The organism is Enterococcus casseliflavus, assembly GCF_029215545.1.
GTDB classification, from domain to species: Bacteria; Bacillota; Bacilli; order Lactobacillales; family Enterococcaceae; genus Enterococcus_D; species Enterococcus_D casseliflavus.
In genome coordinates, this window is the sequence record NZ_CP119393.1 from 3,170,814 (window position 1) to 3,185,720 (window position 14,907).

General features: G+C 42.0%; 12 protein-coding genes. 1 reads left to right on the forward strand and 11 read right to left on the reverse strand.

From position 1 onward, the window contains the following. Positions 1–3 precede the first annotated feature (3 nt). Entirely contained in the window at positions 4–666 is a 663-nt protein-coding gene (locus P0G38_RS14925; protein ID WP_005227316.1) for an ABC transporter permease, read from the forward strand. Between the two features lie 131 nt (positions 667–797). Here P0G38_RS14925 and P0G38_RS14930 read toward each other — a convergent pair whose 3' ends face one another. The 11 genes from P0G38_RS14930 to P0G38_RS14980 form a co-directional block, all read right to left on the reverse strand. Next, entirely contained in the window at positions 798–3,629 is a 2,832-nt protein-coding gene (locus P0G38_RS14930) for an endo-beta-N-acetylglucosaminidase (RefSeq protein WP_275852681.1), read from the reverse strand. 192 nt (positions 3,630–3,821) lie between these two features. Then, complete coding sequence (locus tag P0G38_RS14935) at positions 3,822–4,088, reverse strand: Txe/YoeB family addiction module toxin (RefSeq protein ID WP_087626849.1); 267 nt, start codon at positions 4,086–4,088, stop codon at positions 3,822–3,824. Further along, the gene (locus tag P0G38_RS14940) at positions 4,088–4,351 is read right to left on the reverse strand and encodes a type II toxin-antitoxin system Phd/YefM family antitoxin (RefSeq protein ID WP_010748737.1); all 264 of its coding nucleotides are present in this window, start codon (positions 4,349–4,351) and stop codon (positions 4,088–4,090) included. Before P0G38_RS14940 ends, P0G38_RS14935 begins: the two co-directional genes overlap by 1 nt. Before the next feature lie 154 nt (positions 4,352–4,505). Further along, complete coding sequence (locus P0G38_RS14945) at positions 4,506–6,446, reverse strand: glycoside hydrolase family 127 protein (RefSeq protein ID WP_275852687.1); 1,941 nt, start codon at positions 6,444–6,446, stop codon at positions 4,506–4,508. A 49-nt stretch (positions 6,447–6,495) separates the two neighbouring features. Further along, entirely contained in the window at positions 6,496–7,128 is a 633-nt protein-coding gene (locus tag P0G38_RS14950) for a DUF624 domain-containing protein (protein ID WP_275852689.1), read from the reverse strand. Positions 7,129–7,132: 4 nt separating this feature from the next. Continuing rightward, positions 7,133–8,026 carry a carbohydrate ABC transporter permease gene (locus P0G38_RS14955; RefSeq protein ID WP_016609627.1) on the reverse strand — a complete coding sequence of 298 codons (894 nt, stop codon included), beginning with the start codon at positions 8,024–8,026 and terminating at the stop codon, positions 7,133–7,135. A 12-nt stretch (positions 8,027–8,038) separates the two neighbouring features. Then, positions 8,039–8,962, reverse strand: a complete 924-nt coding sequence (locus P0G38_RS14960) for an ABC transporter permease (protein WP_016609626.1) — start codon at positions 8,960–8,962, stop codon at positions 8,039–8,041. A gap of 102 nt (positions 8,963–9,064) precedes the next feature. Beyond that, entirely contained in the window at positions 9,065–10,651 is a 1,587-nt protein-coding gene (locus P0G38_RS14965; RefSeq protein WP_016609625.1) for an extracellular solute-binding protein, read from the reverse strand. A gap of 121 nt (positions 10,652–10,772) precedes the next feature. Then, entirely contained in the window at positions 10,773–12,323 is a 1,551-nt protein-coding gene (locus P0G38_RS14970; protein ID WP_275852696.1) for a response regulator, read from the reverse strand. Then, positions 12,298–13,941: a sensor histidine kinase gene (locus P0G38_RS14975; protein ID WP_275852700.1), complete on the reverse strand. Its 1,644-nt coding sequence runs from the start codon at positions 13,939–13,941 to the stop codon at positions 12,298–12,300. Before P0G38_RS14975 ends, P0G38_RS14970 begins: the two co-directional genes overlap by 26 nt. A gap of 40 nt (positions 13,942–13,981) precedes the next feature. Further along, positions 13,982–14,881, reverse strand: a complete 900-nt coding sequence (locus P0G38_RS14980) for a helix-turn-helix domain-containing protein (protein WP_060792630.1) — start codon at positions 14,879–14,881, stop codon at positions 13,982–13,984. Positions 14,882–14,907: the final 26 nt, after the last annotated feature.

Genomic DNA, 14,907 nt, shown 5'->3' on the forward strand with positions numbered 1-14,907 from the left:
GAAATGGCAGACATGAATTTATTCCAACAATTTCTTTTCTATTTTCAAGAAAATGGCGGCTATGTTTTTGCCCAGTTCATTCGTCACTTCTTGATTTCAATCTACGGGGTACTTTTTGCCTCGATCGTCGGGATTCCAATCGGGATCTTGATTTCTAAAAAAATGCGTTTGGCAGATTGGGTGATTCGTTTCGCCAATATCATCCAGACGATTCCATCTTTAGCGATGATCTCGATTTTAATGATCGGCATGGGCTTAGGTGTGAATGTCGTGATTTTAACGATTTTCCTTTATTCTTTGTTACCGATCATCAAAAATACCTATACTGGCATGCGCCAAGTCGACCGCAATACGTTAGATGTCGGCAAAGGGATGGGGATGACTAGCTGGCAGCGATTGTATATGATCGAATTGCCATTGTCTGTTTCGGTGATCATGGCAGGGATTCGAAACGCCTTAGTCGTGGCGATCGGTATCACCGCCATTGGGGCTTTCGTTGGTGCTGGTGGACTGGGGGACATCATCATCCGTGGAACCAATGCGACGGATGGTGCATCGATCATCTTAGCCGGTGCTTTACCAACTGCCTTGATGGCGATCATTACGGATCTTGGATTGAGCTTTATTGAACGCCGCTTAGATCCAGCCAGCCGTACTTCACGCTAAACTTATTGGGAAAAAGCAAAAACCGTTGTGACCATTTATTGGTCGCAACGGCTTTTTTGGTTCGGTCATTTTTCAGGAAAGTATCGCTTCAGCCGCTTCCCTTCTTAGGGTTAACGCCCTGCTCTTTTTTGCTATTTATCCATTCCGTATACTTCGACTTCATAGATTCGGGCTGCTGAGTCTGCTCCTTGTGTTGGTTTATCGATACTGATTTTTACATATTGCACCTTCTTGACGGCAAACGTATTGGTGCTATTGCCCGCTTCATTTTTCAACGTTCGTGAAACTGGCTCATAGTCTTTGCCGCCTTCACTTACGAGCACCGTATACGCCCGCGTATTCATGTCTGGGCCTTCTCCACCAGCTTCCGCATGGGCGAGGCGTACTTCACTGACCGTTTGTGGTCGACCGAGATCGATCATCAACTCATGAGGCGCATTGCCTGTCGCACACCACTTCGTACTCAAATCACCATCGAGGGCAAAAGCTGGTGCTTCGGCATCATTGACAAACGATGAAGCAGTTGCTTCGGCATCTTTTGAAAGCAGCATTAACTCTTTCGGCGCATCAGCAGAAATCGTGATCAATCCCGCCATTTCCAGAGGGGTCTCTCCTGCTTCGTTTTTGGCAACAAGCGTGACTTTGTAGGTACCTGGTTCCGAATAGGTCACTTGGGGATTTTCTTCTGTACTGCTGGTGATATCGCCGCCTTCAAACGTCCATTCAAATGCTTCGGCATTCGCAGATGAGGTATTCGTGAAGGTGATCGTTTCCCCCGGTGCCGCTAAGGTTTTAGAGGCTGTAAAGGCTGCTTTTGGCAGCTGATTGTTCGGCCAAGTGATCTCCACCGTATCGGATAGCTTGCCGCGATTGCCATAGCGATCCACTGCCACCACCGCGAACTTGGTTTTCGTCCCTTTTGGTCGTTCAACGGCATTCAAATAGTGGTTGGTTGCTGGCGTAGCTGCTAAGAAAGAGCGTGAGCCGTCATCGTTCAATTGGTAGACCTCATAAACCGCAGCTGTCTTGTCCTTGGCAGCTTCCCACGTTAAACGGACCCCCGCATAGTTGCCCTCTTCTTCATCAAAGAGCACATCCTCAACCGTCAATGCTTCGGCAGCGAATTTCTCCGCTTTCTGATCTCCGATCGTTAATTGCCCTAGATTCAACTCATAGACATCACTGGTATCTTTCGTGGTTATGTCATAACCGATCGCTGTCACTTCCCCTTTGATGTCTTTCAATGAGTAAGTGATCGTCGTCCAGTCTGTTGCGACCTCTTTGTCTCCTTTGATCGTTTGTGTTGAACCATCAGCTAAAGTCACGACCAAATCAAGAGCTGTCGGTACCGTTGCTTTGACAGTCGTCGTCAACTTCGTCTTTTTCGTCACAGGAAATGCTGTCTGATACAATGCCATGTGACTGGTACTACCTTTTGTCATCTGTCCACGTAGTTTCAGTGCATTTCCGCCATTATAGGCCTCCGCATAATTGATTGATACAGCCAAATCATTGTCTTTTCCATGGTCAAAGACCCAACGATAGGTCGGCAAAATAGCTTGCAAGCTTCGGTTGTTCCAATTGCGGCTGGACACTTTTTCTCCCTCGATAAAATAGTTGTAGCCATTCCCCAAACTAAAATTCGTCACAAAAGGCAGCTCTGTGATAGCGGTCTGTTCCAGGGCATAGGTGGAGATCCCAGGCCACTCTGTCGCTTCTGGCAGCTGGCTTTCCCGAGGATCGCCCGTGTTATTGACCCAAAAAGCATTCTCTTTGCTTTGGAAATCATCCGGCGTACTAGCAGAAGAATAGGTCCAGCTAGGCACATACAGGCCCAATGAGGTATAAGGAACGCCTCTTTCATCCGTAAACAGATCCCAGCGCACAGGCGTTGAATAGCCATTTTCTTGTACATCGATCCCAGCAAAAAGATCGTAAGGATCGACACCGATTTCACGGGCTTTTTCATTGGAGGCCTTCAACAGCTCCTTGTCCGCCAGTTTGTCAGTGGTCCACCAGAAATTCAAGAACATACTATCTGCCAATGGGTTCATCTCTGCATCCACCAAATAGGCTTTGTTCTTATCTGTCAAAGCGTTTTGCCAATCCATTTTCCCATCACTCGTCATGGAATCATACCACATGATCTCTAAATGCTCGTCGGCTTGTTCTTTGAATTGGGCGATCAATTCTTGCATCGCTTTGGCGTGGCTTTCATTTAGTCCTTTACCATCAGCCCCCGATTGTTCGACACCTTCCGCTGCATCATCAAAACTAGTGACCGCCGTATCGGTTTCTTGATTGATGAACCAGCCATCAAAGCCATACGTATTGGCAACTTCGATCATTTTTTCTACGATCGGAAAGTTGCCGTCCTCATCCTTAGCTAAAAACGTATCTAGCCATTCCAGCTTCCCACCATGGGCAGTTTGCGGAAAGAAGATCGTTCCTAAAACTGGCACGCCATTCCTATGAGCAGCATCTGTCACATCAGGACTTGGTGGTACGATGATCCCTTCGCCAGAAGAGCCGCCCCAATAAACCAATTGATCGATGTATTGCCAATAAGAAAAGACATTGGCATCAAAGGTATTGATCCCACGTGGTGCATTGCCGCTCGTACTGCTATTCATGATCGAAAGCGCCACGACTTTGGTTTCTGCCGTTTGCGTGTCATTCATCTTCGGCAACGTCTCTTTAGCTGCCCGGTGCGCTAATGGAACAACGCTGGTATTGTATTTCGCATCTGGATCTTTTTCAAAAGACCATGCCAACAAATCCTCTGGGAACCAATAAGACGACTCCGGTTGATTGTCCATCGCTTTTTCCAACGTACTTTTGGCTGTTTCTTGGTAAACGACTTTTCCAGTTGTCTTCGCCTCACTTTGGGTGCAGCCACCGATTGCCGTTGCCGCTGCCAATACCAACAAAGATGCGCCAACTTTACTGATTTTCCTTGTCACACTTCTTCCTCCTTGTTTTACATAAACCCGCCAACATTCCTACACTAAAACGATAACGCTTTCAAAGATAGTAATATAGGAACAAATTAAAGAAATCATGCAACAAATCCAAGAAGGTTGAGTTTAGAAAAAAAAGAGCCTCCTTTTTGGGAAGCTCTTGGTCAACTAGCTAAAAAATCAGCTCTTCACACTTCATTCATAATGTGTCCATGCAGAATAAATTTCCACAACTTTATTTTTCTCATCAACTTTGTAAACCACTCGATGTTGCCTACTCAGCCTACGTGAATATCTGCCTTCATGTGTAGGTCTCAGCTTTTCAAAAGACTGCGTGGGCATATATGGATCTTCCTTCAAGGCCTGAATCACTTCTTCAAACTGTTTTTTTAAATTCGATTGTTTGATTTTCCTTAGATCCACTTTCGCAGAGTTTTTGATTGTGACCGTATCGCTCCTCATCAAAGAGCTTGCCAATCAATATCATCGATATCCGTAAAGCCACTGTCGTCTTTTTCGCGGTCTCGTACCTTTTCTAGAGTACCTGTTTGCTCAAGAAAAAGGGTTTCTTGAATCGCTCTCCAGTCTCCTAGCCCAATCAACACCGCATTGTTTCCACTTCGATCACTAATAATCTCAATTTCAGTATGGTTTTCATTTACATCTTTCAATAACTGATAAAAATTTTTACGAGCAGTGCTAGGATTCATCGTTGTTTTAGCCATTGCCACTCCTCCTTTTCTTGATATAATTATAGCGTACCTGATTGAGTACATCAAAAATACAATAACGTACTCATATACAGCGAACTTTCCCCGTTATTTTTACATAGAAAAAAAGAGCCTCCTTTTAGGGAAGCTCTTTGGCCCTGCTTACTTCTTACTTCTTTCCAACGAGCGGCAGCCAGACGCGCATTTCGCCTATGCCCCGATTGCCCCATAAATGGTATGGGATCAGTTGCCACGTACGAGGTATGACCGTTTCCGCTCGTTCTTCGTAAAGGGTTGTTCCCGACCATTCTTCGCTTTGGTAGCCTTTGATCGCCAAACGTAAAGTAGTTGGCAACAACGTATCCTCTTTCGAAAAGGTCGCCTCCAGCGCCTGTGGGTCGATGCGGCAACGCCAGAGTGCTTGACCATTGTCGGCTTCTTCTATGCAATACACGAAGGGACCACGTTGCAATGCGACTTGATTGATGTCTTGAATAACTTGAGGATTCGCACGCAAGATTTGCAATGGTTGTTCAAAACGGATATTGGCCGTCACGTTTTCGACTGCCTCAAAGATGATTGCCTCGTTCGTCTCCTGCCATTCGTGTTCACTATCGATTTGAAACTTACTTAGTCCGTTAGGTTTGTGGATGATGAGCGTCTTTGGAATGCCTTGATAGCGAATCGTGAGGTCCTCTGTAAAAGGAAACCCGCCCGTTTGTTCAAACGTAAATTGATCAGGTTCTTCTAAACGGCTTGCTACAAATAAATTCACGTAAAGCTTCTCTTGATCGCAGGTGTAAACCAAGCGCTGCAGCGAAGCGACCATCCGTGCAAAATTGGGTGGACAACACGCACAACCGAGCCAATCGGGTCGTTGGGCTTTGACGTGACCTTTGCCAGGATTTTCTTGATCTCGTTGGGGATTGACCTCCAAAGGATTCACGTAGAAAAAGTGTTTGCCGTCAATTGCCGCACCAGAAAGGACGCTATTATACAACGCTCGTTCCATCGTCGCTAAATATTTTGGTTCATTGGTTAGTTTGAACAGCTCAAAAGAAAATTGGACCAATGCAATGGCTGCACAGGTTTCACAATACATCGTATCATTTGGCAAATCATAGGGACCGACAAAGGCTTCCCCGTGAACGGTTGAGCCGACGCCACCGGTCACATACATTTTCTTACAGGCGATGTCTTCCCAGATCGCTTCGCAAGCATCAATTAATTCTTGATCTTGGGTATGCTGGGCGACTTTTGCCATCCCGCTTGCCATATACAGCATTCGTACCGCATGCCCTTTGGCTTCATGCTGCTTTTTAGGTTGATCGTAGGCTTGTAAATAGGTGAGGTCTACCCTTGGCGTTTCATCCGATAAGCCATCCGCTTGGTTTTTCAAGATTTCTTTTTCGTAAAAGGCAGGATCTTCCCCACGTACTTCAAGAAAGAAATCAGCGAATGTCAAATAGGTTTGTTTACCGGTGTATTCATACAAACGCACCAGAGCCAATTCGATCTCTTGATGGCCATCAGCACCTTGAATTTTTCCAGGCTCCCGCCCAAAATACGTGCAAATATTGGCGATATTTTTCTCTGCCACGGTCAGTAATTTATCCTTGCCTGTTGCTTGATCATAAGCGATAGCCGCTTCGACTAGATGCCCGGCACAATAAAGTTCATGACTGAAATACAGCTGACGGTATTTTAACTTCGGTCGGGTCAATTGAAAGAAGGTATTTAAGTAGCCGTCCGCTTCTTGCGCAGCAGCAACTAAGTCAATCACTTCATCTACTGTCTTTTCCAATTGCGGATCGCTAGTATTCAACAAGCTATACCCAGCCGACTCGATCCATTTGTAGACATCACTATCTTGGAAAAACCAGCCAAAATGTTCCCCTTCCATTTGCCCTGCAGCGATGCGAAAATTCGCCAATGCATGGCTTTTCCCAGCTGGCAAATTGGGATCTTCCCGTTCTGCTTGAACATCTACATCGATTTCATCATTTAGGACTTGGTATTGGTAAGGAATCGTTTCTTTGCGAACAAGCTCTTGGTATCCTTGCCAAAACTCGTCCGTGAGCTGGATCTTGTTTAATGCGAATTCTTTCATTTCGTTCTCCTGTTCTGTTATTTTGAGATTTTATGGTAAATGTACGAGCTTAGACAGTCGTATGCTTTTTTTCAGGTAAAAAGACATACGCATCTTTTTGTTTAAACAAATTAAGTTGAAAATAAACCAGCGGTGTAACACCAAATACGAAGAATAAACCCGGTAGTAGGTAGTAGCAACAGCTGATCCCGACCATAAGGACGAAAATTTGACCGGTCAATCCAGGTTTGCCAAGCATTAGAATCAAACTTTTTTTAAGCATGGGTTGCCAAGCTCGTTCGTGTTGAAAAAACCAAAAGAGATTGGCTAAAAAAAGGAGACTAATCACTATCAGAAGTTGGATCAACAAATAAACGGTTGTATCGGCTTCGGTAAAGACATAGTGTCTCATTAGCATCAAGTCAATCGAAAAAAGGGCTGCTAAAGGAAGGATAAAGAGTCCTAATCGATTCATTCTCCAAAAGTTTTTTCGAAAGCTTTTTGCAAAGGACTGAAACAATTTTATCGCATTTGCTTCTTGATATTTTTCATCATTGCAAAGTTCGTAAACCGCATTGGTTGCTGGCAATAGTCCGAAAAGAACTAAGCCGAATAAGGTAAACAGCAGCCAATAGCAATGCAACAGAAATAACAGTAAGCCTTTTTTCCCAATGCTCACATGTAAATTGACTAGCTTATTCATGTACTCACCCTTTCATTGCACCAATCATGACTCCTTTATCAAAGTATTTCTGTAGGAAAGGATAGATCACCAAAATCGGTAAGGTCGAAACAATGATGGCGCCATATTTGATCTGATCTGCATATTGTTGTCCGTAGCCATCACCCAAAGCGCCCGCACCACCTGCAGATGCTTGATTTGATAATAAAATATCTCGCAGAACGATCTGTAAAGGTTGTTTTTCGTAGTCGCGAATAAATACGAGTCCTGTAAAGAAATCGTTCCAATGTTGGACCAAATAGTAAAGACCCACCACAGAAATGACTGCTTTGGATAGCGGTAGCGCTACAGTAACAAAAAATTTTGCATAGGAGCAACCATCTAGAGCGGCTGCTTCATAGAGACTATCCGGAATGCTTGTCTCAAAAAAGCTTCTTGCAATGATCAAATTATAGACATTGACTGCCGAGGGAATAATAAAGACCCACATACTATCGATCAACCCCACATCTCGATAAAGTAAATACGTAGGGATCAAGCCACCATTGAAAAACATCGTAAAGGTAAAGAGAAACATCAAAAGTTTTCGAGGTTTAAATTCCTTTCTTGATAAGGCAAAAGCTGCGGGCAAAGTAAAAATTAAATTGACCGCCGTTCCTCCTAACGTATAAATCAAGGTATTGCGATAGCCCGTCCAGATCCTAGCATCTTGTAAAATTTTTTCAAAACCAAAAAAGCTGATATTCCTAGGAAAGAGTGTGACTAATCCTTTAGAAACCATGTTGGAATCACTAATTGAAGCGATGACGACAAAAAAGAGCGGATAGACGACAATCAAAAAGATACTCAAGCAAAGTATGATGATCGCTAGGTTAAAAAGAAGATCTGATTTAGGTTTGTTTGTTAGTGATAGATTCATATAGCCACCCCTTTACCATAAACTACGGTTCGTGTATTTTTTCGAAAGACCATTTGCTAAAACTAAAAAGAGAAAATTAATGATGTTATTGAATAGCCCGATCGCTGTTGAATAACTAAATTGACTGTTTAAAATCCCAATTTTATACACATACGTAGAAATGACTTCTGAGACGCTCAAATTCAAACTATTTTGCATCAGGAAAATCTTCTCAAAGCCAGCATTTAAAACCCCACCCATATTCATAATCAACAAAATAACCATCGTTGGCACTAATGCTGGTATATCAACATGGAGGATTTTTTGAAAACGATTGGCGCCATCGATATCTGCTGATTCATAGAGTTGCGTATCGATACTCGAAAGTGCCGCTAAGTAAATAATGCTGTTCCAGCCACAGTGCTGCCAAACCTCAGAAATGACATAGACGGGCACGAACGTACTGTCGCTCCCCATTAAGTTGACAGAAGAATCCAAGTTCAAGAGGTTGACTAAAACACCTGTTTCTGGTGAAAGAAAGACTTGCAATATCCCTACCATCACGACCGTAGAAATGAAGTGAGGTAAATAAACCGCAGTTTGCATGACTTTTTTTCTTTTAGGGTTTCTGATTTGATTGATGATCAATGCCAATAAAATGGGGGCAATGAACCCAAAAATCAGCGTTGTCACACTGATCCGCAACGTATTGACTATCACGGTTTGGAACATCGGGCTTTCGAAAAATTGTTGGAAATACTTGAAACCGACAAATTCGCCACCAGTGAGTCCCTTCGTAAAATCGAATTCCCGAAATGCTAGTTGGATACCATACATTGGTATGTAATTAAAAACCAAAATGATCGCTAATGCCGGTAAAACCATCAACCATAGCTGCCATTGTCGACTGAAATGAGAGAGTAGCCGATTATTTTTTTTCACGAGAACTGTGTCCATGATCTTCACTCCTTTGATAGATTTAGGTAAATGGCTGGTCTTTGTTATTCAAGCATGAACTTGCGATTGCTTTACTCAACTCTGACCAGCCTCACCACTCACTTAATTCCCGTAATATTGATCAAATCCTTTTTGAACGATCTCGATATTTTGATCTAAGCCGCTATTTTGCAAGGTTGTGACATATTGCTCCCACTCATCTTCAATGCCGCCTTTTGTCACCCATTTAGCAAATTTTGTCATTGCTTCATTGAGGATCGTTGTATTGTTGTTTGCTAGTGTTGTAGCATCCTCATTACTAAATTTCAAGAGATTGAATGGTACTACTTGTTCTTCAGGAACGATTTTATCCACGTAAGGATGCAACACTTCATCTTGGACCTCATTTGCTTTCATATCTGCGCCAAGTTCGACATCAAGAGCGTCTGAAATATACATTGGACTATTGTCCGCCCAAGTTGTTGTCCACTTCCATGTCCCTGGATCGACATTTTCATCTGCAGGTGGCAAGACGCGGTAAGTGTCCCCGTCTTTTTCGATGTTAGTGCCCAATGACCCAAACAATGCTTGGATTCCGATTTCTGGATCGTATAGCGCATTGACGAATTTTAAGGCTCCGTCCATATTTTTGGTTTGAGAGGAAACAACGGCAAAGTTTACCCCATAATTAAGCGAGGTTTCATAGCTCCATGTCGGTTCCACTCCAGCTTTTTGAATCAATGGTGCCATTGATGTATATTGATCTGCTAACTGATTACCAAATCGGTCTGAAGCTTCCCAGCCCCAAGTAAAACCGACTTTTGCCGTCTCGCCTTCTCCTCTACCAGTGGACTGATAGGCACTATAATCTTGAGAAAAAGCCTTAGGATTAATCAAGCCAGCTTCCCAGCACTTGTTCAAAAATTCCACTGTTTCTTTGTAACGCTCATCAACAAAGAAGTTGCCTACCTGTCCATTTTCAGCAAAGTAGCCGGTATTTCCTCCTTCAGAAACAACGATACCCGTACTTGCTAAAAGCTGCATTGGTTGGAAATAGCCAAAACCGCCGGTTCCAACTGGACTCCAATCCATTGGAATTTCATCGCTGGCATCCCCATCTCCATTCGCATCGTTTTCTTTGAATGCGACCAACACTTCGAATAGTTCATCCCATGTTTCAGGTACGTCTAACCCAAGATTGTCCAGCCACGTTTGATTGATATATTGACGAGAAGCAGATTTAGGCCAAAAACGCTGGTATTTTGGTAAGCCATAGATCTCTCCATTCAGTTGAGTAGCAAGTGCTTTTGTTTCTGGTTTTTCTTCAAACATCTTTTGAACATTTGGCAGGGCATCTAAGTGATCAGATAAATCGGTGAACAAGCCAGGAAACTTCGCAAATTCCGCATCCGTCACAACATTTGGTCCCAGAATCAAATCGGGAATATCTCCAGAAGCCAACATTGGGGCTTTTTTCTGATCCCAATCAGCGGAAACTTCCTCCCACTTTATGGTCAGCTCAAGTTCTTCTTCTAGTTTGTTCAACCACTCAATATCTTTGTTCTTTTGCGTCAAGCCATGTTTTACCACTAACACATTTAACTGGTTGCTTGACGACTCTCCATCTCCCTCACTTGAAGATCCTCCCCCGCATCCAGAGAGCAATCCGATCAATGCTGCAGAACAAAACACCAAACCTAATTTTTTCATTTTCTCATCCCTTTCACTCTTGTTACACTAAGTATAACGTCGAAAATGAAAACGCTTTTATTAACAATTTTTACTTCTACTCTCTTTTTTTTACTCGCCAACCATTTTTGCATGATCCGCTTCATTCATAGTCCATAATGTTGCGGTTAAACTGATATGGAGAGATTCCTACACGTTCTTTAAAAACACGAAAAAAATAATTATAGTTCGCAAATCCGCTTTGCCTTGCGACTTCATTGACACTACAAGACGAGGTACTCAACAATAATTTTGCATAATCGATCCGCAACTCAGACAAGTATTTTGAAAAAGACTGTCCCCATTGCTGCTTAAACACCCTACTTAAATAGGAATAATTTAAATCAATCGCTTCGGCGCAGGTCTGCAAGCTGATCGGTTCTTTGAAGTGTTGATGAAGATAAAGAATACATTTTTTTACCGGCTCGTCAACAGGCTTAAAGACTTCTTTTTGGAAATTTTTTACACTTAATGAAATGGCTTCAAAAAAATCTGCTTCGATTCTTAGTAACGTATCGAACTGTTGATAATAATTGATTTGAATCATCGTTTCCATCGGCTGTCTAAAGCTATTACTCATCGCTAAACTGATTTGAAAATCAATTTGTGCAATTAGCTCTAAGGCCAGCGAACGTGCGACCCGTTTTTCTCTTATATACTCAAACAGTTTTTTACTATAATATCCGATATTCTCTGGTTCGATGTATTTGGTATAAAAATAGATTTTTTTCAGATACAAAGCGATCTCATGCTGTTGAAAGACGTTTTTGCTGCATTCTTGGCTTGAAAAATGCAGCAACTCATTCGGACGTGAAAAAAAGAGTAAATCTGAGATTCGTTCATCGCTCTTAAATAGTTCTAATACCTCCGACAGTCGATTGCTTACTGGGGATCGCAGGAGAAAAAGTTCAACATCTAGTAAGCGCTTGGCAGCATGGTAGCACTTATTTTTGATCGTTTCCAAGTAATCATTGATCGCTTTATAGGATTTGATTTTTGCAAACGAGTAGAGCATAAAAAGCTTCCCATCATCAGTCACAAAAGAGAGCATTTCTATGGTTTCATTCTTTGTGTCTAAAATCAATTGCTCTAAAACAGCGCTCACTTTTCGTTTATACTTTTCTTTGTCCCAAACATTTTTGCTGATAGAGATAGGTATCATAACAAGTCCTACCATTTTTTCAGTTACAAAATGCGGATACTGTTGCATCAAGAAGCTTGTATTTCCATGAAAAAAGTCTCGTAGAGAGGGTGTCTCGTAAGCAGGCGCAGCCATTGGCTCGTCTGTAAAAAAATTGATTTTTTTCAGCGCTTCCGAAATCACTTCCTCGCTCAATTCATGTTTCAAAAGATAGTCAACGACCCCATATTTCATGCTACCACTCGCATAATTAAAGTCGGCATAGCCACTCATCACGATCACTTTAGTCGTGCGATCGATCAGTTCCAATTGTTCTAAAAAGGCTAAACCATTCATAATTGGCATATTCATGTCTAAAAAAATGAGATCTACAGAATAAATCTCCAAATAATTTAACAATTCGTAAGGATTTGCCGTACTGAGCACAATTTCAAATTGAGGGAAATTTTGTAAAATAGTACTTATTTTGTTGCGTGAAATCAACTCGTCATCCAAGAGGGCTATTTTCTTCATCGTCGTTTTCTCCAATCATAGGAAGCTCAATAATGACCCTGGTATAAACCTCTAACTCTGTTTCATATGTGATACCATAGTCTGGACCATAGTAAAGCTTGATTCGTTTATCGATATTATGGATACCAATTTTCGAATAGTGTTTTCCATTGCTTTTTTCTCGCTCATTTATCTGTTTTATCGCTTCTTCTGTTAGTCCATTACCATTATCTTCAACCATTAAACAAAGCTTATCTCCCCTTTTTTCTCCACTTATTTTTATTTGCCCTTTTTCGCTATTCGTTCCAACAAAATTGTGCAAAATGCTATTTTCAACAATGGGCTGCAAAATAAATCGGAGGATACGGCAAGATAAAATCGCTGGATCAAGCGCCCAATGAACATCAAAGCTATCAATATAGGCAACTTTTTGGATGGACACATAGCTTTTGACATGGGCTACTTCTTCAGACAAAGGAATCAAGTCTTGTCCCTTATACATCGTGGCATGCAACAATGATACAAGTGATTTCGAAAGATGGGCAATATTGTTAGCCTGTTGTAATTCAGCCATCCAGGTAATCGAGTTTAGCGTATTGGACAGAAAATGGGGGTTGATTTGAGCTTGTAGAAAGTCGATTTCAATTTCTTTTTTCTCTTTTTCTCTGGCTTTATTTTCTTCCATTAAAGTATTGATATTGGCAACCATCGAATTAAAGACTATACTCATTTGTTTTAATTCGTCATTTCCTTGAATCTCAACAGTGGTCGATAAGTCCTTATTCTTGACCCGCTCCATTGCTTGGTTTAATTGATCGATTCGTTTCGACAGTTTTAATATAATCAGCGTAGCCACAAAAATACTCATGCTGACGATCACGATACACAGGAAAATCATCAGTCGCAAATTCTGTGTCAACGGTCCCAAAAATGGTTTTTTGGGGAGATGGAGATGAAACCACGCTTCGACTTCTTCACTATAGAATGATTTCTCATACAAATTGGCTTGGTCTTCATCAATGGTGCCAACTTCAGCAAGCACCGTTTGCTTTTGATCTAACAAGGCGATCTGCGTCCCAGCTGGGAGGTTTTCTAATTGATCATTAAGAAACTCGCTTGTATGAAGAAATCCCACCAAGTGCCCTAGGACTACTTGCCCGACTTTGATTTCATTTTTGATATAAACAGTCGAATCATCAATTTCTCTTGCATAAGCGGCCTCATTGGTGTAACCAATCAACGTTTCTTCAACAACTGGATCAACTAACCCAAACGACATCAACCGATTTTCTTTGGAATAAATCGCCATTCCCAGCAAATAAGGTTGAAATTGATACAATGGTTCCACGATCTCCTTCAATTCCATGGTCAGTTTGATGCTCTCAAAGGTGTCTCTCGTAATCCGTGGTTGTTCACTGGCCTCTTTCAACGTGTCGTAGCCATCCATAATCAATTTATAATTGATATGATTAAGATCCGTACTGATCGTATGGATATTACGTAAAATAGAGACCTCGATCTCTTTCGCTTGGATCTCCATATTTTTATCAATGATCTTATTCGCGGTATTAGAAAAAAAGAGAATGATCAGTGACGAAGTAACGACATTCGCAATAATGATCGTTACCATAAGTTTCATTTTTATCTTCAATCGCTTCACACTTTCTAACTATCTGTCTTTACTTCATTCTTAAAAAAGCTGTATGTTCCCCTAATATATGTTGTCCTGCTTCTTCTTTGATTTGATGGGTGTAGATTTGACGATAAACTTTAGGACTCATGCCTTTTTTCTGTTTAAAGGTATTGGTAAAGTGCTGCCTACTGTTGAATCCTGCTTGAGCGGCAATTTCGACGATTGGCAGCTGACTATTGCTTAGTAAAAATGCTGCCTGCTTCAGACGCTCACTGGTGAGAAAATGGTTGACCGTCACTCCCAGTTGCTCATGAAAGAGTTTATGCAAGTAGGCTTTCGTAATCCCCACAGCCGCTGCGATTTGGGAGACTTGAATATCTTCATCAAAATGCTGTTGAATATAGTTGACCGCAGCGTTCACATAGCAATTGCCCCGTTTGGTTTCTTTCGTACGTAATGAAAAGGCTAATTCCATCAACATCCGCTTAAACAAGAGCTCGATCGTAAATTGCCGTTCAGCAGACGGTTGCTCTTGAGTATCATCGATCATTAGCAGCTGCAGCAATGACTTGATCGCTTGTCCAAATTGGCGGACATCGCGACTTTTCGCGTAAGGCTCATTCAATTGTACATTTCCTTTGATGTATGCAAAAACATCACGAACACAAAGGCCGGACGGTGTCTCACTCAGAAGAAATTCAATATTCAGTAAGGTGCAGGAATCTCCTTCAACGAGTAAGGCGTGTTCCACAAACGCGTTTATGAAAACGAAATCATTTCTTTCCAGAACAATTACTTGATCTTGCACCTTTATCTTACACTTCCCTTTGGTCACAAACATGATCTCACACGCTGGGTGTTGATGTGGATCCATGGAAAAACGCTCAAGGGCAACACTATAGTATGCTGTAATCTTCGCATAGTTTGTTTCTTGTGGAAACACCATTGATCAACTCCTTTTTCATTCGTTGA

Coding starts and splice junctions, on each gene's coding strand:
- P0G38_RS14960 (WP_016609626.1), bottom strand. CDS start 8,962: ATGGACACAGTTCTCGTGAAAAAAAATAATCGGCTACTCTCTCATTTC.
- P0G38_RS14980 (WP_060792630.1), bottom strand. CDS start 14,881: ATGGTGTTTCCACAAGAAACAAACTATGCGAAGATTACAGCATACTAT.
- P0G38_RS14940 (WP_010748737.1), bottom strand. CDS start 4,351: ATGGCTAAAACAACGATGAATCCTAGCACTGCTCGTAAAAATTTTTAT.
- P0G38_RS14965 (WP_016609625.1), bottom strand. CDS start 10,651: ATGAAAAAATTAGGTTTGGTGTTTTGTTCTGCAGCATTGATCGGATTG.
- P0G38_RS14925 (WP_005227316.1), top strand. CDS start 4: ATGGCAGACATGAATTTATTCCAACAATTTCTTTTCTATTTTCAAGAA.
- P0G38_RS14950 (WP_275852689.1), bottom strand. CDS start 7,128: ATGAATAAGCTAGTCAATTTACATGTGAGCATTGGGAAAAAAGGCTTA.
- P0G38_RS14945 (WP_275852687.1), bottom strand. CDS start 6,446: ATGAAAGAATTCGCATTAAACAAGATCCAGCTCACGGACGAGTTTTGG.
- P0G38_RS14975 (WP_275852700.1), bottom strand. CDS start 13,941: ATGAAACTTATGGTAACGATCATTATTGCGAATGTCGTTACTTCGTCA.
- P0G38_RS14935 (WP_087626849.1), bottom strand. CDS start 4,088: ATGAGGAGCGATACGGTCACAATCAAAAACTCTGCGAAAGTGGATCTA.
- P0G38_RS14955 (WP_016609627.1), bottom strand. CDS start 8,026: ATGAATCTATCACTAACAAACAAACCTAAATCAGATCTTCTTTTTAAC.
- P0G38_RS14970 (WP_275852696.1), bottom strand. CDS start 12,323: ATGAAGAAAATAGCCCTCTTGGATGACGAGTTGATTTCACGCAACAAA.